Raw genomic sequence first — 24934 nt, 5'->3', positions numbered from 1 at the left:
GCGATTAGATGTTGAAGAGTTTATGGACCGGTGCCAGTGGGATGAATGCACAAATGCATAAGATGGATAACATCGCTGATAACCTAGCCAATGTAAATACCAACGGATATAAAAAGGGCAATGTTTCTTTTGCCGATTTGGTATACCAGCAGAAAGACGAAACCAATATGCCTGTTAGTTATGCCCGTCTGGTGCCCAGCTATGGATCGGGAGTAAAGGTTAGTTCCGTCACCAAGGTTTTTTTACAGGGTAACCTTAATGAAACCGGCAGGAGTTTGGACTTAGCCATAGAAGGAAAAGGTTTCTTTGCGGTTAAACTTCCCGGCGGTGAGATGGGCTATACTCGTGATGGCTCGTTTAATGTAGACAGTGATGGAAGATTGGTTAATAATTTTGGGCTTTACCTTAATGATGACATCGAAGTTCCTGAAGATGCTGCAAAGCTACGAATAACACCCCAAGGAATTGTTTCTGCTATTGATAATCAAGGTAATGAAGAGGAAATAGGCAATATGAACTTATATAAAGTGAAAAACCTCGCCGGATTGAAGGCGGTAGGACGTAACCTTTACCAGACTACTGAAGCTAGCGGTGCAGCCGAAGAAGCGAGTCCCGGAGAGGAAGTAGGTTATTTAAGGCAAGGTTTCCTAGAAAGCTCCAATGTGGATTTGGCGGAAGAAATGGTTAACATGATTTCCGCCCAACGGGCCTATGAGATAAGCTCACGCACAGTTAAAACCGCTGACGAAATGTGGGGGATCGCCAATAACATCAGGCGCTAATCTTGGTGCCTTTTTTCGGGGTTTTTAACGCTTTCTAATTTGATTAATAATTCTTTCGCCTGATGGCAATTGGGATAAATGCCAAGGATTAGCTGAAGCTCCTTTATCGCCAGTTTGGATTTTCCTATTAGACAGTAGGCGGAAGCTAGGTTCATTCGTGTATTGATATGTTGAGGATTGTATTGTTTGGCAACTAAGAGACATTTTGATGCTTCTTGTGGCTGCTTCATCTTTAATTTGAGTGTTCCCAAGTTGTACCAGGATAACGAATGGGCGGGGTTAAGCTGGATGGATTCCACGAAACATTGTTCCGCTTCTATGTAGTTATTATGCCTGTAAGAGCTGCAGCCATGATTATACAACTCATGCCAGGACATTAACAGCAGCTCCTCTTTAATACTTATCACTGTACCGCACTGCGGACAGAAGCGGAGACTGTCATGGGCAAACTCGAGACAATTGGGACATAACATATCCATACACCTCGCTGTAATAAAGGGCTAATATAGTATATTCCCTTGTAGTGGAAAATTATTCCTACTAAGGGTTCTGGAGGAAAAATGTGAAAAATTCAAGTTTAGTTAACCAGGAAATTAGGGTTGGCATCGCCGATTACAAAGTCGCATATAGTCCCGATACATTAATTACGCTGGGGTTAGGTTCTTGCGTGGGTATCGTTATATATGACTATAAGCTTAAAATAGGGGGGATGTCTCATATTATGCTGCCGGACAGTAGGCAATTTAATAGAGTCACCAACCCGTTAAAGTTTGCTGATTTGGCTATTCCCCAACTCTTGGAAAAACTTATTTCAATGGGTGGAGGGAAATCAAGGTTTCGGGCTAAAATCGCCGGCGGTGCGCAAATGTTTTCCTTTGCGGACAGTACTACTTTGAACATTGGAGAAAGAAACATAGCTAAAGTAAAAGAGGTGTTAAAGGATATGCAGATTGCTTTAACCGCTGCAGAAGTAGGCGGGAACATTGGTCGTACAATGATTTTTCATTCAGAAACCGGGAAAGTATTTATTCGTTCAGCAGGAAAAACACCAAGGGAACTTCGGGAGGAACCATGGACTTTAGCCAATTCAAGGGTACGATAGACCAACACTTCAACGTAAATCTTAATGGTTATAAAGAAAAACAGTTAAAAAGAAGAATAGAAAGCCTCATGCGGCAAAAGGGCTTTAGTGATTACGCTACTTACTTCGAAGCCTTGAAGCGGAACAAAGGTCTTTGGGCTGAATTTATGGATAAATTAACCATAAACGTGTCAGAATTTTTTCGTAATCCGGACATTTTTGCTCATGCTGAAAGAGAAATTCTCCCTGCGTTATATAGACAGTTTAAAACGCTTAAGGTTTGGAGCGCAGCTTGTTCTAATGGAGCTGAACCATATTCACTGGCAATGATACTGCATGAGTTTGGCGGGAGACATACAATTGATGCTACTGATATGGATGAAAAGGTGCTCTTAACTGCCAAAGGCGGTAAGTATGCGGCAAACTTAGTTAAAAATGTTTCTGAAAATAGATTAAGACAATATTTCACAGAGTCGGCTGGTATATATCATCTAAGCAGCACGATAAAGGATCACGTGACATTTCGGCGCCATGACTTGCTGAAGGATAGATATGGTAAAGGATACCATTTGATTGTTTGTCGCAATGTTACTATTTATTTTACCAAAGAAGCACAGTGGGAATTATACCAAAAGTTCGTTGACGCATTGGTGGAGGGAGGCATTCTCTTTATTGGTGCTACGGAAAGCATTCTCAATTATCGAGAATTAGGGCTAGTAAAAAGTTCGTCTTGGTTTTACCGCAAAGAGGCTTAACTAACTATTCTAGGTAAATTATAAGCCTTTATTTAAAACAGATCTATTAGGGGAAGGAGAAGGTAATTATGGACGAGCTGCTGGAAATACATTTAAGCGCTTTACAGGAAATTGGCAATATTGGCGCGGGAAATGCCGCTACTGCCCTGGGAAAGATGTTAAACCGTAAAGTTCAAATGACAGTGCCCAGATCTGGGATAGTTCCCTTAGAGGAAACATTTAAGCTGGTGGGAAAAGAGGAAGACATTGTCTCTTGCGTGAATTTTATAATGAGTGGAGATGTGGCAGGAAACATTTTCTTTTTATTAAATGAGTCCAGTGCCAATAGGTTGTTAAGCATGCTTCTTGGAAACGTACGGGATGAGAGTTTGGTGGAATCCACTCTCCATGAGATCGGTAATATTCTTACAGGAAATTTTCTTACTGCCCTAAGTCAGTTTACGAGGTTAAATATTTCCCGTTCTGTTCCAGCGCTGTCTTTTGATATGCTGGGTGCGGTTCTTAACGCTGCTTTTTTAGAAGGCGGGCATTTGTCGGAAGAAATTTTAATTATTGAAACCCAATTTTTTATTGAAGACAGCATTCTCAGAGGGCACTTCTTTTTAATTCCTACGGAGGAGTCTTTAAAGAGGATTTTGACAGCATTAGGGCTTTAATAATATTAAAATATTAGGGGGAGTGAACATGGGAAAAAAAGTATTGATTGTTGATGATGCAGCGTTTATGCGTATGATGATTAAGGACATTCTTCTCAAAAATGGTTATGAGGTTGTTGGCGAGGCAACTAATGGTGCTGTAGCAGTAGAATTATACAAAGAAATGGAACCAGACGTGGTCACTATGGATATAACCATGCCTGAAATGGATGGCATAGCTGCAGTAAAGCAAATTTTAGATATCGATTCATCTGCAAGAATCATTATGTGTAGTGCCATGGGACAGCAGATGATGGTGATGGAAGCAATTCAGGCAGGGGCCAAGGATTTCATTGTGAAGCCGTTCCAACAGGATAGAGTACTGCAGGCACTGCAAAAGGCCTTGGGTTAAGAGCAGCCTTAAGAAGGAAGGTGGTGCTATGGAAGAAGTCTTATCACAATCAGAAATTGACTTATTGCTAAATGCTATTTCCACAGGCGAGTTAGACACGAAACAATTAAAAGAGGAAAATACACAGGAAAAGGTACGTAGTTATGATTTTCGCAGGCCAAACAAATTTTCTAAGGACCAGCTGCGTACGCTGCACATGATACATGATAATTTTGCGCGGCTATTATCTAACTTTTTATCTGCCTATTTACGAACTAGTGCTCAGATTAAAATAATGTCTGTAGATCAGCTGACGTATGAAGATTTTATCAACTCAGTACCCACTCCAACATTAATGACTGTTTTTTCACTACCGCCGTTGAAAGGAACGGGTGTATTAGAGACAAACTCGGCTTTTGTTTTTCCCATGATTGATTTGCTATTTGGCGGCACTGGGAAGATGACAGAAGAAGTGCGGGAGTTAACCGAGATTGAAATGAGTGTCCTACGTAAAATTAACGCTCGGATGTTGGATAACTTGGTCACGGCGTGGGCGGATTTATTCGACATTTCACCACAAATTGAGTCTATGGAGACTAACCCGCAATATAACCAAGTTATTTCACCGAATGAGACCATTGCGTTGGTCACACTTAGCAGCCAAATTGGAAATACTCAGGGTTATATCAACTTATGTTTACCTTATATAACACTGGAAACAGTAATCTCTAAACTTTCTGCCCATTACTGGTTCTCGGGTTCTGACCAGAAAGACCGGGATACTTATTATAAAGCAATGAGTAAGTTTTTGGGTAAGGCGCCCGTGACATTAACAGCTCTATGTGGTGAAACCCAACTGACGGTAAGAGAATTTTTGCAACTGGAAACGGGAGATTGTTTAATTTTAGACCGCTCGGTGGATTCGGATATGGATATGTTGGTTGAAGGACACACCAAACTAAAATTCCAACCTGGTGTGAAAGGCAATACCCTGGCTGCTCAGATTACCACAATTGTGAATGAGGGAGATGTTGTAGATGAGTGACAGTTTTTTGTCCCAAGAAGAGATAGATGCCTTACTGCGTCAAGAAGAGGCGGGTGAAGCTTCTGCTAAGCAAGAATTAATGGCTGAAGAACAGGACGCACTGGGTGAGATAGGAAATATTTCCATGGGGTCCGCTGCCACAGCTCTGTCTCAGTTGATTAATCAAAAGGTAACTATTACAACTCCCAAAATTTCTTTAACAAATTCTAAGATATTATCGGAAACATTCAATATACCATATTTATTAATCAAAATTAATTTCACCGACGGGGTTAAGGGTGATAATATTTTAGTGATGCAGTCAAGGGATTCCGCTGTAATTGCTGACCTGATGATGGGGGGAGAGGGCAAAGAAATTACAGATGAGTTGTCGGAGTTTTCGATTAGTGCTGTGGCGGAAGCTATGAATCAAATGATGGGTTCTTCGGCAACATCTATGTCAACAATGTTCAATCAGAGAGTAGTCATTTCCCCTCCTGAGATAACCCCTGTAGACTTTTCCGAAGAGGTTGGAAACCCTTTTCAATATCCTGAAGACATTCAATTGGTGGTAATCTCCTTTAATTTAACCATCGGTGAATTGGTGGATAGTGAGATAATGCAAGTAATACCCATAGGTGTAGCCAGAGAGCAAGCAGAATTTTTACTTGGTACTTCTACGGGCGGAGACGAAAACACTGATGTTAGTTCGGAAGATGAAGGAACGGATGAATATCAGTTAATTGAGGAGGTCCCTAAGGGTAATGACGAGGAGATTTCCGCGCCGCCGAAAGGGATGCCTGCAGCGGAGCAGGATGATGAGCAACCGAGAAACTTAGATTTAATCTTAGATGTACCATTAAGAATTTCGGTTGTATTGGGTAAAACCAAAAAACCGATTAAAGAAGTACTTAATCTTACCCCAGGGTCAGTGGTTGAACTGGAAAAGATTTCCAATGAACCGGTGGACATTCTGGTAAACGGAACTTTAATTGCTCATGGCGAAGTGGTGGTAATCAATGAAAATTTTGGTGTGAGGCTGACCCACATTATCAGTACTCGGGAGAGATTAAACAATCTGATGGAAGCTTAAGAAAAAGTTTAGGGGGGATAAATTATGCGCTTTGGCTTGAGGGGCAAATTTATGATTGCATTTTCCGTGATTAGCGTGGCGCTTTGGACAGCAACGATAACATACACTTTCCCTGCGGTGGAAGCTAGACTAAGTCTTGCCGCTCAAGGGCAGGCGTATGAAGCACTTTTTTGGGAATTTCAAAGGAATATATTATTTGCCGGTATAAGCGGCACAATAGTATCCTTGATAGTTGCGTGGTTCTTCGCCGGGCGTTTGATCAAGCCGCTAGAGAAGATGGTGAAAGGGATGGAAAGGGCTGCTAGAGGGGATTTAACCGGCAAAATAATAGTCACAACCGGTGATCAAGTTGAATCGTTGGCCAGCAGTTATAACAGTATGATGAAACAAATGGCCAAACTGATTAACAAGGTGGCTTTAGCTGCTGAACAGGTTTTTGATGCGGTATCTACATTGGATGATAATAGCAGAGAAGTTGTAGATGCGACACAGCAAATTGCCACGACCATTCAGCAAGTTGCTCGTGGTACTGATCACCAAGCAGCAAATTTGAAAATGACCTCGTCTAATTTAGAAGACATGTCAACAACTGTGCAAGACGTTGTCGGTAGTGTCGCCACTGTGGAGCAGCAGGCGGGACAAGCAAATAAGGTTATCAAGGGAGGAACCAAAGCTATAACGGAGGCCGTTAGGCAGATGGATATAATAAACGGTACTGTAAATGATTCTGCTGAGACAGTTGAACTGTTGGGTCGACGTTCAAAAGAAATAGGTCAAATAGTAGAGGCCATCTCGGCCATTGCGGGGCAAACGGACCTTTTGGCGCTAAATGCTGCAATTGAAGCGGCGCGGGCAGGAGAGCATGGCAGAGGGTTTGCTGTTGTTGCAGAAGAAGTTAGAAAACTGGCAGAGCAATCAGCAGTATCTACTAAACAAATTGATGATTTGATCAAGCATATTCAACAGGAGACAATGAATGCAGTAGAGGCAATGAGAAATGGTACTAACGAGGTGAGTACCGGGATAGGTTTGGTTCATAAGGCAGGGGAAGCATTTGAAAACATTTCCAATGTTATTAATAGTGTCAGTGATGAGGTGCAAAGAGTGTCCCAAGCCAGTAAGAAAATGGCCGAAGCTGCGGGAAGTGCTGCGGTTGCAGTTGAAGAGGTATCATCAATTGCCCTCGAAACTACTTCCAGTGCCCAACAAGTAGCTGCTTCAACCCAACAAGAAGCGGCTATAATAGAGGATTTGGGTAATGCTGCCCAAAGGTTGTCTGTGGTAGCAAAAGACCTGAAGGAGCTTATTAAGAATTTCAAGGTTTAGTTAACACGGGGTACCCCTGTTTTCTTAATTTATAGGAAATTATGGGTTGTGGATAATTTCCTATACATGGGGGTTATTAAGGGGGTGTGCCCCCTTATGTTAATGTTTGCGAGGCATGTTGCCGAGCCAATGGTTTGAAAGAAAACCTGTCACCTAGCTAAAGGGAAGACAAGCTGTAAGCAAGGGCGTTTTCGGCGACGAAAGGGTCTGAAGGAAGCTGATGGCGGTGGTTGGAACGGAACGTCAGTGAACCAACGTTGGCATATGTAGCGGATAACCCTCCATTAAGTGGGAACGTCCCAAAAATTAGCTTAGCTACATGTGTTATGATGGTCGTTTTAACGACAGGCAGAGCAACTTAACCTTGGAAGTACTGTACTCGTAGCTGTAGGCTTTACTTCAAGCGAAAGCAAGAAGTGAAATTAGGGTGCAGTATGCAGATGAAGCCGTAGTAGTGATTAAACTTAAGCCAATGAAAGCGAGTAATCGCAAGGAGGAGAAAACTTAAGTGACACATCACAAAGTTGATGTGACTGTTTTAGGTCAAAAGCCTATGACAGATGCGAAGGGCAGAAGAGATTTCAAAGTGTATCCGAAAGGTCTTTTGTAAGAGTGAAGGAGTTAAAAGAAAGCTGAAACGCTAGAAGGTACGAATAGTTGGCATAAGAAAACTTGCGAACTACCTCGACCACACGGATATGAATAATTAGGGGAACGAAGATAAGATTGCCATAGAGCTAGAGACGTCAAGTAACCCTAATGAAGAACATATAGCTCAAACAAAAGATGCTGAAAGATACAGCAACAATGGAGGAAAGTCATGAAGAAATGGTACAGCCTTATCGATAAAATATATCGAAAAGAAAATTTAGAACTAGCCTTTAAGCACGTAAAGAGAAACAAAGGAGCCCCTGGGATAGATGGGGAAACCGTTTCTGATTTTGCGGCTAAACTAGAGCTAAATATTGAGTTTCTTCATGAAAGACTGAAAACCAAAAGCTTCGAACCCAGTCCAGTTAGGAGAGTAGAAATCGAGAAGCCAGAAGGTGGCGTAAGATTACTAGGCATTCCTACCGTAAAGGACAGGGTGGTGCAGCAGGCCATTGTAAATATTATAGAGCCAATCTTTGATAAAACATTTCATCCATCAAGCTATGGATATCGACCTAATCATTCACAACACCAAGCAGTAGCCAAAGCAGAACGCTTTATGAATAAGTATGGTTTAGAGCATGTGGTAGATATGGACCTAAGTAAATGTTTTGATACCCTTGACCATGAAATCATGATAAAAGCAGTATCAGAACAAATAAGTGACGGGCAAGTATTAGACCTGATTAGAAACTTTCTAAAATCAGGCGTAATGCACAGTGATAACTTCTCAAAGACAGAAGTCGGAAGCCCGCAAGGCGGCGTCTGTTCACCATTACTTAGTAATATCTACCTCAATCAGTTTGACCAAAAGATGATGAAAAAGGGCATAAGGATAGTACGTTACGCTGACGATATTCTTATCTTTGCAAAAGATAAGAAAACAGCAGGTGACTATAGAGCCTATGCCACAAAAGTCTTAGAAGAAGAACTGAAGCTAAAGATAAACAAAGAGAAAACCAAACTTACAAGCGTGCATGAAGGTGTTGAATTTTTAGGATTTGTAATTCGGAGGAAAACACTTGGAGTCAATCCGAAAAGGATAAAACGCTTCAAAGATAAAGTGAGAAGAATTACAAGGAGAAATTCAGGGAGAAAGCTTGAAAACATAATCAAAGAGCTAAATCCAGTGTTAAGAGGATGGATGAATTACTATCGAGTAGCGAACATTAAGGAATTTACACGAAACTTTATGGGTTGGCTACGCAGAAGATTAAGAATGGTGAAAATGAAGCAATGGAAAACCTGCAAGGCAATGGATAAAGAGATGAGAAAGCTAGGTATCAAAGGAAATGGATTAAAAATGGCTGTGACAAAATGGAAAAATTCTAATGTTCACATCATACATCAGATACTGCCAAATCAATACTTTGAGAATCTAGGTCTTATCGATATGCACCAATACGAAGTTGGGTTGTTGTCGAATCATTATTAATTCGGTGAGAAATTTCAGGAGCCGGATACGGCAAACGTAAGTCCGGTTCTGTGAGAGCAAAGAAAACAGGACTAATTATCCTGTTTTCTAGCTACTCGATTTTAGGAGGGTCATAGCGATTTCTGACAAAATAAAGGATTTTTCACCAAGTTTATAGAAATGATTTCCAAATATCGGGCTAATCAATGGGGTGATAGCATGGTCAAAAAAGTATTTTTTGCTATACTGACTATTTTTATGTTTACTGTAGTTGGATGCTCGCTGATAGGTGCTGATAAAAACTCGGTATCAGTAGTTGAAGATCCCCTAATTACCACTAGTTTTGGTGCTGACCGTTGTTCCGATTGTCACGAGAACCAATATAAACAGTGGCAGGAGAATGCTCATGCTAAAAGCCTGGAGACTCTGTCCAAAATATCTTATGCTCAGGATCGCTGCACGGAACATATGACAGCCAAAGGAGTACTGGCCTCTCCGGGGGAGGAAGTTACTTTAAAGAATGTAAAGCATGGCATAACCTGTGTGGTTTGTCATTTGCCGCATAAGGGTAGAGAAGGATTTCTTTTGAGGCTTCCCAAGCAGGAGTTGTGTATTAGCTGTCACAATGCTGAAGGGCCTAAGCTAGGGAGCGACGTTCATCATTCCCAAAAAGAGATGTTTATGGGATATGGGGGAGTTGGTCTGGTTGAAAGTCCGAGCAAAAAATATCAGATTGGCATTTCTTGTTCGGATTGTCATATGCCGTTGCTTTCTTCTGAACCGGAAGCTCAGGTGAATGCTTCTATTGCCAAAGAGAAATGGCCGGAGTTATTGAATCGCTTTTTAGAAAAAGGGTCAGTCACTTTAGAAAACGGAAATTATCTTGCCAAGGATGTTACTAGATTAGCCAGTCATGACTTTGCGGTGCAGTATGATGAAGAGGAAGGTAACTCGTGTAAAGCGTGTCATCCAAACGAAAGTATTAAGAACTTTCAGGAGCAGGTGGAATCAAGACAAAGTAGTATTGCTACAAAACTCGCAGAATTAGAAGCGAGAATAAATGCTATAACGGAGCAATTAGAGCAGACGTACGGTGATAAACTGCCGACTGAAGAGCAGTGGAGTGAGGGCGAACGATTATACTTTGAGGCCAAGCTTAATTTTCAAATAGTATCTGCTGATGGCAGTAATGGTTTTCACAATTATGAGTACGCTCAAAAACTGCTTCAGGTGGCAGACAAAAAATTAACGGCCAGTGAAAGATCTTTCTTCAAGGGGGGGAGTAAGTGATGAAGCTGCAGACTAAAATTCTGACGGCCTTTTTGTTGATAGTGGCTGCATCACTTATAGGAGGCACTTCATTGGCTATCAATGAGCTCAATTCTGTATTGCTCGATAAGCAGGAGGACGAAATTAGCCACACCATGGATACGGTGAAGGTTACCTTTAACAATTTGGCTAAGCAGGCAGGGGCATATGCTAACCTAATCGATACTGATGAACGGATATCGCGTAGTCTCGTGGATAACAACCGCGGCCAAGCGGTCCAAACAGTGGCCCGGTTTTTTCGCCATGCAAAGGATGACGGGTTGGATTATTTAATGCTGACCGATAGTGATGGAAAAGTTTTTGTAGCGGGACACGACCTGCGGCGATTCGGTGAAGATATAAAAGAATGGTCAATAATTAGGGAAGCTTTATCAGGTGAGGCGGGAAGCGGTACTCGGATGGGTAAACAGGGAATGCTGCATCTAACTTCCGGACCTGTTAGAGATAGCCTCGGAAATATTGTGGGCGCAATTGTTGCAGGGTATATAATAGATAATGAGGTCGTGGACCAAATTAAGGAAGCAACCGGGGCTGAAATCACCTTTTTTCAAGGAACCAGAGCCATCGCGTCTACCTTAAAAGATGAAGATAGTAAACGTCTGGTAAATTATCAGTTAGATAATAGGGAAATTAGCGACACGGTATTAACAAATGGCGATACTTTTACCGGGGTGACTAATTTAAACAATAGCCCTTTTGCAATGAGTTTCTCCCCGATTGTTAATCCCAGTGGGGGCAGTGTAGGGATGCTTATGGTCGCAAGGTCGCGTCAAGGCATAATAGATGTTCAGCGGCAACTAATTGGCAAGTTTTTATTATATGGTTTTTTAGCAATTATTTTGGCAGGACTAACGGCTTTATTTGTTTCGCGAAAAATTCTGCTTCCTGTGAAAGCATTGGTGGAGGGGACCAAGAGCTTAGCGGCAGGACAGTTATCTAAGAAGATTACGGTGCAGACCAAAGATGAGCTTGGTGATTTAGCCGTAGCCTATAACGAAATGGTTGAAAGCTGGCGGAAAATTATCGGTCAGTTAAGTCATGCGGCAAAGCAGCTGAAAGACGCGGGTGACGACTTAAACAAAGTCACTGAGGAAAACACTGGTGCTACCCAAAGTGTTGCCGCAACAATGCAGGAATTGGCAGCCGGGGCAGAAAGCCAATCTAGTAGTGTTAAGGAAACCGTCGGAATGGTACAAACAATGGCAGAAAGAATGACTGTTATTGCGCAAAGGTCTGAAGTGGTAACGAAATCAGCGCTGGAAGCATCAGATTTTGCTATTAAAGGAAAAGAGGCCGCCAGTAGTTCGGTTAGAAAAATGGATACGACTCGCGCTGCTTTTAAAAAGACAGTCAGTACAGTTCGAAGTTTGGGCGGGCGGGCCCAGGAAATTGGCAATATTGTTGATGTTATCACCAGTATTGCCGATCAGACAAACTTGCTGGCGTTAAATGCTGCGATAGAGGCTGCACGTGCCGGGGAACATGGCAGGGGCTTTGCGGTGGTGGCTGAAGAAGTGCGAAAGCTTGCTGAACAATCTGCTCAATCGGCGGATCAAATTGCCCAGATGATTAAACAAATTCAACAGGAAATGGAAAATACCTCATTACTAGTTTCGGAAAACAATGTATTGCTGGACGAAGGTATGGGGGCGGTCGAACATGCTGACGAAGCGTTAAGCGAGATTGCCACTGCGGTTAATAAGATAAGCGACCAAATAAAAGAAGTGTTCGGTGCTACTCAACAAATGAATAACCAAAGCAATGTATTGGTCACTAATATCGAAGATATAAATATAATTGCTGAGCAAACGGCTAAAGGTTCTGAAGAAGTATCAGGTGCTGCCCAACAACAAAATGCATCTATGGAAGAAATTGCTGCATCGGTACAAAGCTTAAATACGCTTTCGCAACAATTGACTTCAATAGTAAATAAGTTTACTGTTTAAAAAGAATGTATAACAATGGCTAGGTTTTAAGACCGCGCCCGGAAGGGCTACTGCCAAAAAAACAAAGAAAATTCTGTAAGTTGTGCTTTTGAATTATTTATTTAATAAGGGAGGGTCTATTCGAAATGTCTAAGGTCAATAAACGCCAATCCCGGAAGGTCAGTTCCAAGATTGTAGACATTGCTCAACAATGCGCAAGTTTATTCGGCAGATTTGACAAAAATGACGAGGTCATGAGTCACATTAGAGATGTCTTCGACAATCAACTAGGTAATTTTGAGTACTTAGTATTGGTGGACGAAACTGGTTTGGCTTTGGTACATACTAACCGCTTACGTGAAGGGGTTTTGTTTAATGATGAAGTGGGTCTTAAAGCGGCTCAAACCAAAGAGACATTAGTTCAAGTATATCACCGTAATACTGGAGAAACTTTGTTGGATGCGGCCGAGCCAATTATTGTTAATGGAAATAGAGCGGCTACTGTACGGGTTGGCCTTATAATTGGACAGTCCTCCGTTTTACCCAAAATAGTCGCAGCTGTTATTACACCTGTTATCTTACCCAGCATATTGGTATATTTAATGGGTAATACAGATGGGGAGTTGATCTGGTGGCCCATCTCGGCTACTGCGCTGGGGATGCTTGGAATATGGTGGTTAAACAATTTAATCAGTCGAACTTTAAAAGAGATCAAATTGTCGTCCGAGGCCTTGGCCATTGGTGATCTTACCAGAGCTTCTCGGCCCACTTCTCGCGATAGATTAGGCGCGGTTGCTTACGAAATGAATAAAGTACGTCTTGGTTTAGATAAACTGGTGCGGGAATTGGCAAAAATGAGCTCCCAGGTATATATGGCCGGCCAAGACCAATTAAGGGCTACCGAGCAAGTGAGTAAAGCCAGTGAACAAATCGCGGAAACTATGAATCAGGTAGCAAGCGGGGCCCAGGCTCAGTCCGATGATATGCATGGTGCAGTAAGTATTTCACAGGAAATCACGGCTACCATGGAGAATATGGCAATAAATAGCAGACAAACGGTTGAGTTAGGTGAGGATATACTTAAAGCAGTACAGCAGGGAACAGAAACAATTCAAAAATCCATTGAACAAATGTCGCAAATTAACCAAGCCGTAAGTGTATCTGGCGAAATAATTTCGGAATTAGAAGTGAATTCGCAGCAAATAGGTAATATTAGCAATGCTATTACTGACATTGCCAATCAAACGAATTTATTAGCATTAAATGCTGCCATTGAAGCTGCGCGGGCCGGGGAAAATGGCCGCGGATTTGCTGTAGTGGCAGAGGAGGTGCGTAAGTTAGCTGAGGAATCATCAAAATCCGCTAATGAAATAATGGAGATAATAAAACACACACAGACTAAAACAAAGGAAGCTGTGGTAGCCATGGATGATGGTGAGAAGCAGGTGACTCTCGGCACAGAGGTTATCAAAAAAGCCGGAGAAGTAATTGACGTGATTAAGGGAACGGTGGGTCAAGCAGCAAAACAAATAAACGCTAATTCCAAATTGGCGGAAGAGCTCAATAATGGTACGCAGCAGCTAATGGGAAAAATAACCGACGCATTGACTGTTTCACAGAATACCGCATCATCCACCCAATCCATAGCCAGTTTATTAGAGGAACAAGCCGCAATGGGCGAGGAGATAAATTCCAACGCGGCAGAACTGTTTAACACAACGACAGAAATGGACAAGATTGTCAAACGCTTTAAAGTGGAAAAGAAGTGATAACGTTAAAATAAATTTAATATTGTACGAATAGAACGAATCTAAAACACAACACACTCAAATTGATAGTTTAATGATAGATGCAGCTACTCACCTTTTTCAACAAAGGTGGGTTTTTTGTTTAAAATAAACCGATTTAATACGGCGGCCCAGGGAACTTATTAGGGCCACTAACCGTCTAAGGAGTAAGGAGTAAGGAGTAAGGAGTAAGGAGTAAGGAGTAAGGAGTAAGGAGTAAGGAGTAAGGAGTAAGGAGTAAGGAAATAGGTGAATTGCATGAGAGAGGGGAACGGATTTTTGGCTTTTAATTACTTCGGCAGAGTGTTAACTGTACTTATTCTAACAACGGTAATGTTGGTGGGAGCAGCGCAAGCGGCAGCAGGAGCTGATACGATAAGAATAGTGGTGGATGGCCAACCAATTAATTCATCACCTGCTCCATTTATTCAAAAAGGTCGCACCCTGGTGCCTGTTCGTCTGGTTTCCGAGACATTAGGTGCCCAGGTGGATTGGCATAAAGAGGATAAGACTGTCACAATTGTTAAGGCTGATAAGGATGTGAAGCTGCGTATTGATAACCGTCTAGTGGACTATGACAGAGGTAACGAGTTTGGTGTAACTGATGTGTCACCGGAAATTTTTAACGGCCGCACCTTTGTACCGCTTAGGTTGGTAAGCAATGCTTTAGGAGTAGCGGTGGAGTGGGATAACGATAGTCGTACTGTATTCGTTGATTCGGACGGTGTTGCAGCAATTACTCCGTTTTTTGAGATGGATATCCAAACGGTGCAGCCGGGGCAAACAATACCTGGTATCACCCAACTGGCGGTAATTTTCAAGAATGATGATCCGAGCGGTGCAGCCGAAGTTAAGTATTTGCTCCTTGACCCGGAAACAGGTCGCGGCCCGGTGATAGCTCGAGGGGATGATATAAACGCCGCTTATCAATGGCTTCCGGACCAACTGCACAGCGGTTCTAGAGTGCTGGCCGCTGTAATTAACGATAAAAACGGCCGGTTTTTAGCCGGGAGCGTGGTACCTGTGCAGGTAGCGGTATCGCCTTGGGTAGCGCTGACAGGGTTACAGTCAGGGCAGGATATAGTTGATAGTGTATCTTTTAAAGCTGATTTGAATTTTGTAGCCGAATATGTAAGATACGAGATAACTAATCAGGTGACCGGTAACGTAATTACTACCGGTGAGGCAGACCCTCAGGGAGCATACAGCTGGACGCCCCAACTTACGGATAACGGAAAAACCATTGTCAGAGCATTTGCTTACGACCGGTACGGAAATGCCCATGAGAGTGAACCAGTTGCCATTAACGTTAACGTAAAGCGCCAATTGACCCTAAGAGGAATAGCCCCCGGGGCATCGGTGGAGCGTCCCGATACCTTATATCTCAGCCGTAACTTTGCTATAAGTCAGGTAGATTATTTGGTCAAGAATGTGGAGACGGGTAAAGAAGAAATTCTAGCTTCACAGAAAGGTTATGCCAGTTATCGTTGGTTCCCCGTACCCCAGCAGGTTGGAACATGGGAGTTAACAGCGCGTGTTAAGGATGATGCAGGAAATGTTTTCACCAGTAATTCCATAAAGGTAAAGGTACCCGGAACCCCTTTGTTACTTCTTAAAACAGTAGGTCCTGAAGAAGTCTTAACGGGGACGACAAAGCTAAAATGTGAAACTAATGTACCCTTGAACGATATCACCTACTACCTGATAGATTCCCAAACGGGGGCCAAGCGAGTCATCGCTAGCGGTAATGATGTCACTGCTGAATATTCCTGGACTCCTCAGGAGGAAGATGAGGGACAATGGCGGATTCAAGCGGAGGCGGTTACTGCTGAAGGGAAAAAGCTTATTACTGAAGCTGTGCCGATTCGGGTGTATTTGGGTAAGACCTACCAATCTCGGCCGGTGATTGAAAAAAGCAAATTCCTAGATTTCGCTGCTAATTTAGCCAAAGAGTCTCGCGAAAAGACGGGTATGTCGGCAGCATTGCAGACAGCACAAGCAATATTGGAAACGGGTTGGGGGCAGTATACACCGGTGGATAAATATACCGGCCAGATGTCTTACAATCTCTTTGGCATCAAGGGTAAAGGGTCAGCCGGGTCGGTTATTTCCAATACATGGGAAGAATATAACGGGAACAAATTCCGGGTTGATGCTGCTTTCCGTGCTTATGCCAATGCTGGACAAAGCTGGACTGACCATAAGAAGTTATTGTTAAGTGCCAGCAGATACCAACCGTTTAGAGAGGTTATGTATGACGGCACCTTAGGTGCCTGGGCGTTAAAACGGGCAGGTTATGCAACTGATTCTCAGTACCCTCTCAAGCTGATGAGAATTATTAAACTGTATGATTTGCATCTCTTAGATGAGGAAGGAATTTAAGTTTAAACGGGCACCCCTAAAGGGGTGCTCTTTTTATTACCAATAGTTGCGGTATCAGCGTCTGCCCAGTAAATATTGTAGAACATAGGTCTAGAGCATTAATTTTCACTTGATGTTCCGTTTTTAGCAGGTCCATGGTAATATCCCTACCAAAGCAGGGCAATGTGCTGGTCATAATAACCAGGGAAATGGGGTTACGCAAGGTACCGACGTGTGATGCTTCCAGCATTGGGACATTTTTTCAGCCAGTGGCTTTAGATGTTCGCTAAAATTAATGACCGTGTTTTTGGGAATACTTATTATTATAAATTGCTGCGGAGGGTGATTTAATGACCACAGATTTTTATCAAGCAATATTTTATTCGCTAATTATCTATGTGCTTCTACTAGTGCTTAGCAGGTTGATGGGAAAAAAGTTTATTGCTCAATTAACTTTTTTTGATTTCATTACCGCAATTACCATTGGCACAATTTCTGGGTCTTTTATTACCGCTGAAGTCAAAGGTGCCTATCTATTATTATCACCGGTGGTTTTTGCAATTGCAGTAATAACTACCGGCTTCATTTCACTAAAAAGTGTTCCAGCTCGGAAATTCATTGAAGGCGAACCTGTAATAGCAATTCAGAATGGCAAAATCCTGGAAAAAAACTTGGGGAAAATGCGCTTAAACATTGACAATCTTATGATGATGCTTAGGGAAAAAAAGGTGTTTGAGCTATCTGAGGTAGAATTCGCTGTGCTGGAACCTTCCGGTAAACTTAGTGTCTTGAAAAAAAGTCAAAACTTACCGTTAACTCCCAGTGATGTTAACATTGAGACAAAATATAAGGGTATGTCATCAGAAATCATTAGAGACGGAAAAATCGTCGAACAAAATCTACGCCAAAACAATTTAACGCACCAGTGGCTTTATAATCAACTGTTAGCAAAAGGTGTTAGGGACCTTAATGATGTATTTTTAGCTTCGCTGTCAACCGACGGCATCTTATATTTTGACCTTAAAAATGATAAGCTCGACTACGTTCAGGAAGTAGACGATGACCAATAGAGGTAAAAGGAATGCTAATTAAGTAAAGAGTGGTAACAGTAAGCCTAACCGGTATCTATCAGTCCGGAATATGGTGTTAAACAATGTCTGATATTGAGCGAATGCCCTCAAAGTCTTGCCGCCCGGACTGATTTTGGTACCGGATTTTTATGAAAAATATTCTTTATTAATCGGCATCATCATTAGCATGGCCAAATGTAAGCGGTACTTGGGATGTGGATGAAACGTCCTGTGCTGTACCATTGCCAAACTGCTCATCAATGTCTTCTGTGCTGATAATATCAAAGCTATCCTCATATTCATCCCAATCCACCAAGGCCTGATAAGTAGCTGGTCCGGGCATTGTATCTGATGCTGGAAAGGTTAACATCATTTTCTTTTTCATAATCAAAACTCCTCGTTGATTTATTTGATTTCTCCTTTATTTTCTGCCTGAGGTGACAATTAAACCGGTTAACTTTAGGAAAAGGCGGAAGCTTTTACATAATTGTATTCAGTGGAAAAAAAGGAATTTTGTACGATGGGCAGCTTGGGGTGAGGTATAGCATGATTGCCGTGTTTATTGTGCTGCAGGGATGTTTCGGGTAAGCATTATATTACTGGTTTGGAATAAATTAAGTGAGCCATAAACCGAACTATTGCTGCTCAATTAATCGCATGATATAATATGGAAAAATAAACCTCTAAGTATGGAGTGGCTTTTTTATGACAGATAAGCGTGAGGTATGCGATGAGTTTTGTGTTAGCCCTGAGGCGGTTAGTCAGGTAAAGAGTAAAATGTTGGCCGAAGTGGAAGTGGGCCATATGGCTGAAATTTTTAAAGTGCTTGGGGATAAAACAAGGATAAGCATCTTACAGGCATTGATGCAGAAAGAGCTTTGTGTTTGTGACATTTCTGCTGCTTTGGAAATGACTCCCTCTGCTGTTTCTCATCAACTTCGGGTACTCAGGCAAGCGAGGTTAGTGAAGAATCGCAGGGAAGGGAAGAATATCTACTATTCCATCGATGATGCTCATGTAGCCGCTTTTTTTGTTCAAGCACTAGAGCATGTGCGTCATGGGTGATAAATGGCGAGAAGGCCAGGTTCAAAGTACGCAATGGGTCGTACTTTAAACCTGGCTTCTCGCATTTTGGAAATATTATTTTGCAGCTCCTCGGCCGAGAGATTGAGTGATTCTGTCCAGCACCATAGCAAGGATTACCACTGCTAGACCGCCTTCAAAACCCATGCCAAATTTCAATTGAGTGATGCCACGTAGTACGACTATACCTAGACCGCCGGCGCCGATCATGGCAGCGATTACCACCATAGACAGGGCGAGCATGATTGTTTGGTTAACCCCGGCAAGAATGGTAGGTATGGCTAGGGGTACTTGCACTTTGAACAGCAGTTGTTTAGGGGTGGAACCGAATGCCATGGCGGCCTCAACAACCTCTTCAGGTACCTGTCGAATGCCCAAAGTGGTCAGTCTTACTGCCGGAGGCATAGAGAATATGATAGTAGCTACTGCACCGGGAACATCACCTAGTTCAAAGAACAGCACCGCAGGAATTAGATAGACAAAGGCGGGCATGGTCTGCATTAAGTCCAACAAAGGTCGGATAATATAATCCACAGTGCTATTTCTTGCCGAAAGTATGCCTAATGGTATTCCTACTACCAAAGCCATCAACGCAGCAGAAAGCACCAGGGAAAGTGTTGCCATAGTTTCCGGCCATAGTTCCATACCATTCACAAAGAGCAACCCTAGAAAAGCAAACAGCGCGACGCCTTTACCAGCTGTTTTCCAGGCAATCAGGGCAATAAACGCAATTAGTATGAGGCTGGGAACGGCTAGTAATAGCATTTCTAAGTTTGAAATCAGAGCTAGCAAAAATGATTTTATTAGGTCGAAAAAAGGCGCGAAATTGACATTAAGCCAGTCAACTGCACCTTCAAAGATGGGTCCTACATGAAAAGTAAACATTGTGTAATCCTCCTAATGAAGTCCATAATCATGTGAGAGTAATGAGTATAGAGAAGGCGGGAATTTCCCGCCTTTCTCCTTAGTAGGACTCTTTAATAACGTTTTGTGCATCTTTTCCGTCTACGGTTACTACACCGTCAAGCCACTGACTGACCAGGTCGAGGTTATTTGAAACCCATTCCGTGGCCACTTCTTTGGGGTCACGTTCATTTTTAGCATATTCCAAAATCCATGCACTTTGGATGTCACTGGTGATAGTAAATTGCTCCAAGAATTTGTTTACATTAGGATGTTCCTCAGGGAAGTCCGCAGAACTAATTGTACCTACTTTAGCGGCTTCACCCCAGAGGCCTTCAGGGTCGTCTAAATATTTGATATCGTAGACAACGTTCATCCAGTGAGGTTTCCACGCACTAAACACGATCCACTCTTTTTTATCGGTTAATTTTTTAGCTTGAAGCAGCATACCTGATGTACTGCTCTCTACAACTTCCCAGTCGCCTAAATTGTAGGTGTCGTTATTTACTGCATCAATCATAATTTGATTTCCATCGTTTCCAGGCTCAATACCATAGTATTTGTGATTGAACTTATCGGCGTATTTATTCAAGTCAGCCATAGACTTGACTCCGGCCTCAAACACATAAGTGGGTACCGCAGGTTTATACAAAGCATCTTCTAATTGAATGCTTGTGACCTTAATACTGCCATTATCAATTTTTTTCTGCAGTGCTTCGCCAAAGGTTTCAAACCAAGTACCTGCGAAAGCGTCAATGTCACCTGTAGATAATCCCTGTATCACTAAAGGTACTGTATAAGTGTTAATTTCGACATCATAGCCTAACTTGTCCAGTACTTCTTTAAGGATGTAAGTCTTCTGGGTGACTCCAGGCCATTCAACCATGCCCAGATTTATATTCTTATCGCCAACCTGTACTTTGGTATCACCCTCTTTAGGTGTGTCAGCGTCATCTTTCTGGGCATCCTCGTTTTTGCCTGCCGTATCTTGCTGCTGGGTTTGGTTAGTACACCCTGAAACAACTGCTCCCGCAGCCACCAGCAAAACCAGACATAATATCATAACTAAACGTACTTTCCCCATTTTTAAATATTTAATGGTTATTACCTCCTCTTATTTATGAACAAAGTTCTAATGAAAGCGTACACTAAAGACCTAGTCCACCTCCTTTTCCAATTTTGGAATGAAGTCAAAGATTTTGCCGCTTTCAAGACTTTTAACCAGCTTTTCAAGCCATTTGTAATAATTCTGGCCATTCTCCAACTGCGCTAGATCTCTTTCAGCTAGACGTCTCACTTCTTCGTCACTGCTTTTAAGCAGTGCTTTTAATTCCGGTTCTGCTTTTCTGATAGCCTCCATGTTCAGCTCAAGTTCCCTGTGCCACATGTTACAGTAGAAACCAATGAAGCTTTCGTAGAAGTCTTTTTGGGCTTCGTAGAGGTCTTTGCGTACACCTTTTTGCCAGACTTTATTGACGAAATGGTTTTCCTCCAACTTCCTTACACCGGTACTCATGCTGGTTTTGCTCATACCCATAGACTCTTTTAGCTCATCCAGCGTCAAAGGATCCTCGCTGAAGTATAATGTGGCGTAAAGCATGCCAATTGAAGGAGGTGTGCCGTATAAATCCATGGTTTTTGCCATAACGGTGCTAATACGCCTTCTAGCTATTTCTAATTTATCCATATCTGAAGGACAGTTCAATTTCAACCAACTCACCTTTTTCGTTTGATTTTTTCCGTATAAACAGTATATAATGTATCTAAATATTAATCAAGTACAGTTTCTACTGTACAAACAGTATAGACAATACAATGCATGTAGTTCGTAAGGGGGAGGAGTATGGGAAACAAACTAGTAACGGATTTTAGTATTTGTACTGGATGTGCTATCTGTCTGCTAGCGTGTAGCAATGCTGCTGTGGGTGGTTTTAATCCTAGATTGGCCCGAATGAAGGTGCTTAATGAAAGAGATGGCTTAGTCAGCCGGCCTGTAGTGTGCAATCAATGTAAAAATGCCTTTTGCCAGCAGGTTTGCCCAACTGGGGCGATTAAACGAAATGAACAGGGGGTACTGGTGGTAAATGAACAGGATTGTAACGGCTGCGGCAGCTGTAGTGAATATTGTCCTAACGGGGTAATAGTTATTCTTAAGAAGAAAGCTTTAAAGTGCGACCTTTGTGGTGGTTCACCTCGGTGTGTAGAGCAGTGTCCTACGGGTGCATTGCAGTTATTTAACGGGGGTGATTGTTGTGAATAATACCGGATACCATGGCCGACTTCTTTACATTGATTTGACTGCCGAAACCCATGAAATCAGGGAAATTCCCAAGCAAGTACTGGGGGACTATGTAGGCGGCAAGGGGTTAGCAGCCTATATCTTAAATAATGAAACTTCCGGAAAAATTGACTCTTTGGGGAAGGAGAATCTTTTGATTTTTGCTGCCGGGCCGCTTACGGGCACCAATGCACCGGCTACCCGGGGTGTTGTTGTGACCTGCTCCCCACTGACCGGGGGATTTGTTGATTCCTATTACGGCGGTCACTTTGCTCAAGAATTGAAGTATGCCGGCATTGATGCCTTAGTGGTTGCTGGTCAGGCAGAAGAGCCTGTTTACCTTTATATCGAAGACGAAGAGGTTCAAGTTAAGCCGGCAGGCCATCTGTGGGGGACGGACACCTTTGAAGCGAATAAAAAAATAAAAGAGCAGCTGGCTGACCAAACAGTGAAAGTGGCTTCCATCGGCCCTGCCGGGGAAAACCAAGTACCATTTGCGTTAGTATCTTGTGAATATAATCGCCAGGCAGGACGTGGCGGTGTTGGCGCCGTCATGGGCAGTAAGAAGTTAAAAGGGATTGCCGTCAAGGGTACGGGAATAGTATCCATCAATGATAATCAGCGTTTTGCGAAAGCTGCTGCCCTTGCCCGGGAAGAATTAGCCGGGGATGAGACGGTGCAGGAATTAACCAGAGCCGGCACGGCATCTTCCTTATGGTTTGCTGATGAGCAAGGTCTACTTCCTGTAGAGAACTATCGTAAAGGTACCTTCAACCCTGAAGGACTGGCAGAAGACGCCCAGAAAAAGGAAATTTGGCTTAGAGATGTGGGATGCGCTTCATGCCCAATTAGGTGTAGTAAAGTGGGTGTAATCAGAAAAGGAAAGCGAAAGGGCACTGTGTCAGACATCGTGGAGTATGAAACAGCGGCATTAATGGGTGCAAATCTGGGATTAACTGATATTCGCGAGGTAGCTTATTTGGTCTACCTCTGTGATGCCCTGGGTCTGGATGGTATGTCCGCAGGCAGCGTCGTCGGTTTTGCCATGGAATGTTTTGAAAAAGGTATATTCAGCGAAGCTGCTCACCAATATACTGTCGAGTTTGGGTCCGCTGAGAATATAGCGAAGCTGCTCACCGACATTGCTAATCGACGTGGCCCCTTGGGTGAACTTCTGAGCATGGGAACCGCCAAAGCAAGCCAGCAGCTGGGTAAAGATGCACAGTTGCAGGCATGTCATGTCAAGGGGATGGATATTCCCGCTTGGGGTCCTAGAGGGGTGCCGGGTATGGGGCTTGCCTATCTTACTGCTGATCGCGGCGCTTGTCATCAGAGAGCTTTTCCCATCAATTATGAAGTAGGTGGTGTACCTTGGGACGGTAAAATAGTAGATCGGCTGGCAGTTACGGGAAAAGCGGCAATGGTCATCCATGACCAGAACTATTCTGCCGGTCTGGATACCCTGGTTAAATGTGACTTCGGCTCATTTGGCATTACTGCAGCCACGTATTTGGAAATGTTGGCTGCAGCAACAGGTGTGGAAATGAGTGAATCGGAATTAATGATTATGGGTGAGCGAATATGGAATACCACTAGATTGTTTAACCTTCGACAGGGGTTGGATATGACCCAAGAGAGATTACCTAAAAGGTTTTTTGAGCCACTGCCGGATGGACCGGCCAAGGGGCACAGGTTCACACAAGAAGATCAACAGGTAATGCTTCAGGAATATTATGCTCTTCGAGGTTGGGACGAGAGTGGCCGGCCTAGAGAAGATAAATTAAATCAATTAAACATTTCTAAGGAGGTTATTTAATGAGAATTGAGCAAATGCAGAAACTAAGTGTCTTCGAAGTTCCCACGGTAATGAAGCACGGTATTGGTGCAATTAAGGCGTTGGGGGAAGAAGTACAAGCATTAGGAGTCACCAAGCCTCTGATTGTTACTGACCAGGGTGTAAAAAATGCCGGGTTGCTGGAGCCGGTAGAAAAAAGCTTGAAGGCAGCGGCAGTTCCTTATGTAATTTATGATGGGGTTGTTGCTAACCCTCCTTTGGAAGTTGTGGCCAAAGGGACAATGTTATATAAAGAACAAGGCTGTGATGGTTTGGTTGCTGTTGGCGGCGGTAGTTCCATGGATACTGCTAAGGCCATCGGCGTGGAAGTCGCTCATGGTGAATCGGTGTTGGAATATGAATGTGCAGAAGGTAAAAAGGAATTGACAAAGAGAATTCCTTCATTGGTAACGATACCGACTACTGCAGGTACCGGCAGTGAAGTTACTCTTTGGGCGGTAATCACCGACCCGGCTAGGGAGTTTAAGTTTAATACCGGTGGTCCGTTAATTGCTGCACACTTGACTTTGATTGACCCGGAGCTGCATGTGACTATGCCGCCAGCGGTTACTGCCGGCACAGGTATGGATGCCCTTTGTCACGCCATTGAGTGTTATACCTGTCACTATGCTCAGCCCCAGACTGATGCGGTGGCCCTTTTGGCTATTGAATATGCAGCAAAGTACCTCCGTCGAGCTGCAGCTAATGGGCAAGATATTGAAGCTCGTTATGGGATGGCAATGTCAGCAATGTTAGCCGGTCTTGCTTACGGCAGTGAAAGCGCAGGCGCGGTACATGCCATGACCCAGACATTAGGTGGAATTATTCCAGTACCCCACGGACTTGCTGTAGCGGCTACTCTCGCGCCGGTAATGGAATATAATTGGGTCGGCGACCCGGAAAAATTTGCTCGTATCGCTCAGGCCATGGGTGTTGATACTTACGCGATGGATATTAATGATGCCGCGTGCGCATCCGTTGAGGCAGTACGGCAATTGGCAGAAGACATCGATATTCCTACTTTGGGAGACCTAGGTGTTCCTGAAGATATGATTCCCCGCCTTGCCAAGGAAGCGGAAAAGGACCCACAAACCGTTGGTAATCCCAGAGATATTAATGCCAAGGGTTATGAGAAAATTTATCGCAGCTGTTTCTAAGAAGAATTGGGCAAAGGTCCGAGGGGGGGGAAGCTCTCTCGGACCTTTTTTTATT

At 43.1% G+C, this 24934-nt stretch carries 23 protein-coding genes; 18 read left to right on the top strand and 5 right to left on the bottom strand.

The genetic code is table 11. From position 1 onward, the window contains the following. The first annotated feature begins 8 nt into the window (after nt 1-8). Nucleotides 9-782, top strand: coding sequence for a flagellar basal-body rod protein FlgG (gene flgG / locus MFMK1_RS17550; protein WP_366922971.1), 774 nt, complete (start codon nt 9-11; stop codon nt 780-782). Here the strand turns inward: flgG and MFMK1_RS17545 are convergent. Then, complete coding sequence (locus MFMK1_RS17545) at nt 779-1159, bottom strand: tetratricopeptide repeat protein (protein ID WP_366922970.1); 381 nt, start codon at nt 1157-1159, stop codon at nt 779-781. The two genes, flgG and MFMK1_RS17545, sit on opposite strands and share 4 nt — an antisense overlap. Nucleotides 1160-1344: 185 nt before the next feature. Between MFMK1_RS17545 and MFMK1_RS17540 the strand changes: the two genes are divergently transcribed. From MFMK1_RS17540 to MFMK1_RS17480, 13 genes are all read left to right on the top strand, one after another. Continuing rightward, nucleotides 1345-1884: a chemotaxis protein CheD gene (locus MFMK1_RS17540; RefSeq protein ID WP_366922969.1), complete on the top strand. Its 540-nt coding sequence runs from the start codon at nt 1345-1347 to the stop codon at nt 1882-1884. Next, a complete protein-coding gene (locus MFMK1_RS17535) occupies nt 1854-2618 on the top strand; it encodes a CheR family methyltransferase (protein ID WP_366922968.1) in 765 nt (254 codons plus the stop codon). Before MFMK1_RS17540 ends, MFMK1_RS17535 begins: the two co-directional genes overlap by 31 nt. Nucleotides 2619-2686: 68 nt before the next feature. Beyond that, nucleotides 2687-3274 (top strand): chemotaxis protein CheC, encoded by a 588-nt coding sequence (locus tag MFMK1_RS17530; protein ID WP_366922967.1) that lies wholly within the window; start codon nt 2687-2689, stop codon nt 3272-3274. Between the two features lie 28 nt (nt 3275-3302). Then, complete coding sequence (locus MFMK1_RS17525) at nt 3303-3665, top strand: response regulator (RefSeq protein ID WP_366922966.1); 363 nt, start codon at nt 3303-3305, stop codon at nt 3663-3665. A gap of 28 nt (nt 3666-3693) precedes the next feature. Continuing rightward, nucleotides 3694-4689, top strand: coding sequence for a flagellar motor switch protein FliM (gene fliM / locus MFMK1_RS17520; protein WP_366922965.1), 996 nt, complete (start codon nt 3694-3696; stop codon nt 4687-4689). Further along, nucleotides 4682-5761: a flagellar motor switch phosphatase FliY gene (fliY, locus tag MFMK1_RS17515; protein WP_366922964.1), complete on the top strand. Its 1080-nt coding sequence runs from the start codon at nt 4682-4684 to the stop codon at nt 5759-5761. The genes fliM and fliY overlap by 8 nt, the downstream gene beginning before the upstream one ends. A gap of 24 nt (nt 5762-5785) precedes the next feature. Beyond that, nucleotides 5786-7087 (top strand): methyl-accepting chemotaxis protein, encoded by a 1302-nt coding sequence (locus tag MFMK1_RS17510; RefSeq protein ID WP_366922963.1) that lies wholly within the window; start codon nt 5786-5788, stop codon nt 7085-7087. Nucleotides 7088-7907: 820 nt separating this feature from the next. Beyond that, the gene (gene ltrA / locus MFMK1_RS17505) at nt 7908-9173 is read left to right on the top strand and encodes a group II intron reverse transcriptase/maturase (protein ID WP_366922498.1); all 1266 of its coding nucleotides are present in this window, start codon (nt 7908-7910) and stop codon (nt 9171-9173) included. A gap of 198 nt (nt 9174-9371) precedes the next feature. Then, nucleotides 9372-10442: an ammonia-forming cytochrome c nitrite reductase subunit c552 gene (locus tag MFMK1_RS17500; protein ID WP_366922962.1), complete on the top strand. Its 1071-nt coding sequence runs from the start codon at nt 9372-9374 to the stop codon at nt 10440-10442. Beyond that, nucleotides 10442-12427, top strand: coding sequence for a methyl-accepting chemotaxis protein (locus MFMK1_RS17495; protein ID WP_366924973.1), 1986 nt, complete (start codon nt 10442-10444; stop codon nt 12425-12427). The genes MFMK1_RS17500 and MFMK1_RS17495 overlap by 1 nt, the downstream gene beginning before the upstream one ends. 125 nt (nt 12428-12552) lie before the next feature. Further along, nucleotides 12553-14175: a methyl-accepting chemotaxis protein gene (locus MFMK1_RS17490; protein WP_366922961.1), complete on the top strand. Its 1623-nt coding sequence runs from the start codon at nt 12553-12555 to the stop codon at nt 14173-14175. A gap of 297 nt (nt 14176-14472) precedes the next feature. Beyond that, nucleotides 14473-16575: a stalk domain-containing protein gene (locus tag MFMK1_RS17485; protein WP_366922960.1), complete on the top strand. Its 2103-nt coding sequence runs from the start codon at nt 14473-14475 to the stop codon at nt 16573-16575. Nucleotides 16576-16904: 329 nt separating this feature from the next. Next, nucleotides 16905-17624, top strand: a complete 720-nt coding sequence (locus tag MFMK1_RS17480) for a YetF domain-containing protein (protein ID WP_366922959.1) — start codon at nt 16905-16907, stop codon at nt 17622-17624. A gap of 166 nt (nt 17625-17790) precedes the next feature. Here MFMK1_RS17480 and MFMK1_RS17475 read toward each other — a convergent pair whose 3' ends face one another. Beyond that, nucleotides 17791-18009 carry a hypothetical protein gene (locus MFMK1_RS17475; protein ID WP_366922958.1) on the bottom strand — a complete coding sequence of 73 codons (219 nt, stop codon included), beginning with the start codon at nt 18007-18009 and terminating at the stop codon, nt 17791-17793. 320 nt (nt 18010-18329) lie between these two features. Between MFMK1_RS17475 and MFMK1_RS17470 the strand changes: the two genes are divergently transcribed. Further along, nucleotides 18330-18689 (top strand): ArsR/SmtB family transcription factor, encoded by a 360-nt coding sequence (locus MFMK1_RS17470; protein ID WP_366922957.1) that lies wholly within the window; start codon nt 18330-18332, stop codon nt 18687-18689. A gap of 75 nt (nt 18690-18764) precedes the next feature. Here MFMK1_RS17470 and MFMK1_RS17465 read toward each other — a convergent pair whose 3' ends face one another. From MFMK1_RS17465 to MFMK1_RS17455, 3 genes are all read right to left on the bottom strand, one after another. After that, a complete protein-coding gene (locus tag MFMK1_RS17465; RefSeq protein ID WP_366922956.1) occupies nt 18765-19592 on the bottom strand; it encodes an ABC transporter permease in 828 nt (275 codons plus the stop codon). Between the two features lie 79 nt (nt 19593-19671). Then, the gene (locus tag MFMK1_RS17460; protein ID WP_366922955.1) at nt 19672-20673 is read right to left on the bottom strand and encodes an ABC transporter substrate-binding protein; all 1002 of its coding nucleotides are present in this window, start codon (nt 20671-20673) and stop codon (nt 19672-19674) included. Nucleotides 20674-20766: 93 nt separating this feature from the next. Beyond that, a complete protein-coding gene (locus tag MFMK1_RS17455; RefSeq protein ID WP_366922954.1) occupies nt 20767-21321 on the bottom strand; it encodes a GbsR/MarR family transcriptional regulator in 555 nt (184 codons plus the stop codon). Nucleotides 21322-21453: 132 nt separating this feature from the next. On the opposite strand from MFMK1_RS17455, the gene MFMK1_RS17450 reads away from it, so the two are divergent. The 3 genes from MFMK1_RS17450 to gbsB are packed head-to-tail and all read left to right on the top strand — an operon-like array spanning nt 21454 to nt 24879. After that, the gene (locus tag MFMK1_RS17450; protein WP_366922953.1) at nt 21454-21870 is read left to right on the top strand and encodes a 4Fe-4S dicluster domain-containing protein; all 417 of its coding nucleotides are present in this window, start codon (nt 21454-21456) and stop codon (nt 21868-21870) included. Next, the gene (locus MFMK1_RS17445; protein WP_366922952.1) at nt 21863-23704 is read left to right on the top strand and encodes an aldehyde ferredoxin oxidoreductase family protein; all 1842 of its coding nucleotides are present in this window, start codon (nt 21863-21865) and stop codon (nt 23702-23704) included. The genes MFMK1_RS17450 and MFMK1_RS17445 overlap by 8 nt, the downstream gene beginning before the upstream one ends. Continuing rightward, nucleotides 23704-24879 (top strand): choline dehydrogenase, encoded by a 1176-nt coding sequence (gbsB, locus tag MFMK1_RS17440; protein WP_366922951.1) that lies wholly within the window; start codon nt 23704-23706, stop codon nt 24877-24879. The genes MFMK1_RS17445 and gbsB overlap by 1 nt, the downstream gene beginning before the upstream one ends. Nucleotides 24880-24934: the final 55 nt, after the last annotated feature.

Origin of the sequence: Metallumcola ferriviriculae (genome assembly GCF_035573695.1) — a bacterium.
GTDB classification, from domain to species: domain Bacteria; phylum Bacillota; class JADQBR01; order JADQBR01; family JADQBR01; genus Metallumcola; species Metallumcola ferriviriculae.
The sequence above is the reverse complement of the archived record's forward strand: the minus strand, read 5'-3'. Positions and strand labels throughout refer to the sequence as shown.

Bases quoted from the DNA above. Each gene is read 5' to 3' on its own strand.
- flgG (WP_366922971.1), top strand. From the start codon at position 9: ATGTTGAAGAGTTTATGGACCGGTGCCAGTGGGATGAATGCACAAATG.
- MFMK1_RS17545 (WP_366922970.1), bottom strand. From the start codon at position 1,159: ATGTCCTGGCATGAGTTGTATAATCATGGCTGCAGCTCTTACAGGCAT.
- MFMK1_RS17535 (WP_366922968.1), top strand. From the start codon at position 1,854: ATGGACTTTAGCCAATTCAAGGGTACGATAGACCAACACTTCAACGTA.
- MFMK1_RS17530 (WP_366922967.1), top strand. From the start codon at position 2,687: ATGGACGAGCTGCTGGAAATACATTTAAGCGCTTTACAGGAAATTGGC.
- MFMK1_RS17525 (WP_366922966.1), top strand. From the start codon at position 3,303: ATGGGAAAAAAAGTATTGATTGTTGATGATGCAGCGTTTATGCGTATG.
- fliM (WP_366922965.1), top strand. From the start codon at position 3,694: ATGGAAGAAGTCTTATCACAATCAGAAATTGACTTATTGCTAAATGCT.
- fliY (WP_366922964.1), top strand. From the start codon at position 4,682: ATGAGTGACAGTTTTTTGTCCCAAGAAGAGATAGATGCCTTACTGCGT.
- MFMK1_RS17510 (WP_366922963.1), top strand. From the start codon at position 5,786: ATGCGCTTTGGCTTGAGGGGCAAATTTATGATTGCATTTTCCGTGATT.
- ltrA (WP_366922498.1), top strand. From the start codon at position 7,908: ATGAAGAAATGGTACAGCCTTATCGATAAAATATATCGAAAAGAAAAT.
- MFMK1_RS17500 (WP_366922962.1), top strand. From the start codon at position 9,372: ATGGTCAAAAAAGTATTTTTTGCTATACTGACTATTTTTATGTTTACT.
- MFMK1_RS17495 (WP_366924973.1), top strand. From the start codon at position 10,442: ATGAAGCTGCAGACTAAAATTCTGACGGCCTTTTTGTTGATAGTGGCT.
- MFMK1_RS17490 (WP_366922961.1), top strand. From the start codon at position 12,553: ATGTCTAAGGTCAATAAACGCCAATCCCGGAAGGTCAGTTCCAAGATT.
- MFMK1_RS17480 (WP_366922959.1), top strand. From the start codon at position 16,905: ATGACCACAGATTTTTATCAAGCAATATTTTATTCGCTAATTATCTAT.
- MFMK1_RS17475 (WP_366922958.1), bottom strand. From the start codon at position 18,009: ATGAAAAAGAAAATGATGTTAACCTTTCCAGCATCAGATACAATGCCC.
- MFMK1_RS17470 (WP_366922957.1), top strand. From the start codon at position 18,330: ATGACAGATAAGCGTGAGGTATGCGATGAGTTTTGTGTTAGCCCTGAG.
- MFMK1_RS17465 (WP_366922956.1), bottom strand. From the start codon at position 19,592: ATGTTTACTTTTCATGTAGGACCCATCTTTGAAGGTGCAGTTGACTGG.
- MFMK1_RS17460 (WP_366922955.1), bottom strand. From the start codon at position 20,673: ATGATATTATGTCTGGTTTTGCTGGTGGCTGCGGGAGCAGTTGTTTCA.
- MFMK1_RS17450 (WP_366922953.1), top strand. From the start codon at position 21,454: ATGGGAAACAAACTAGTAACGGATTTTAGTATTTGTACTGGATGTGCT.
- gbsB (WP_366922951.1), top strand. From the start codon at position 23,704: ATGAGAATTGAGCAAATGCAGAAACTAAGTGTCTTCGAAGTTCCCACG.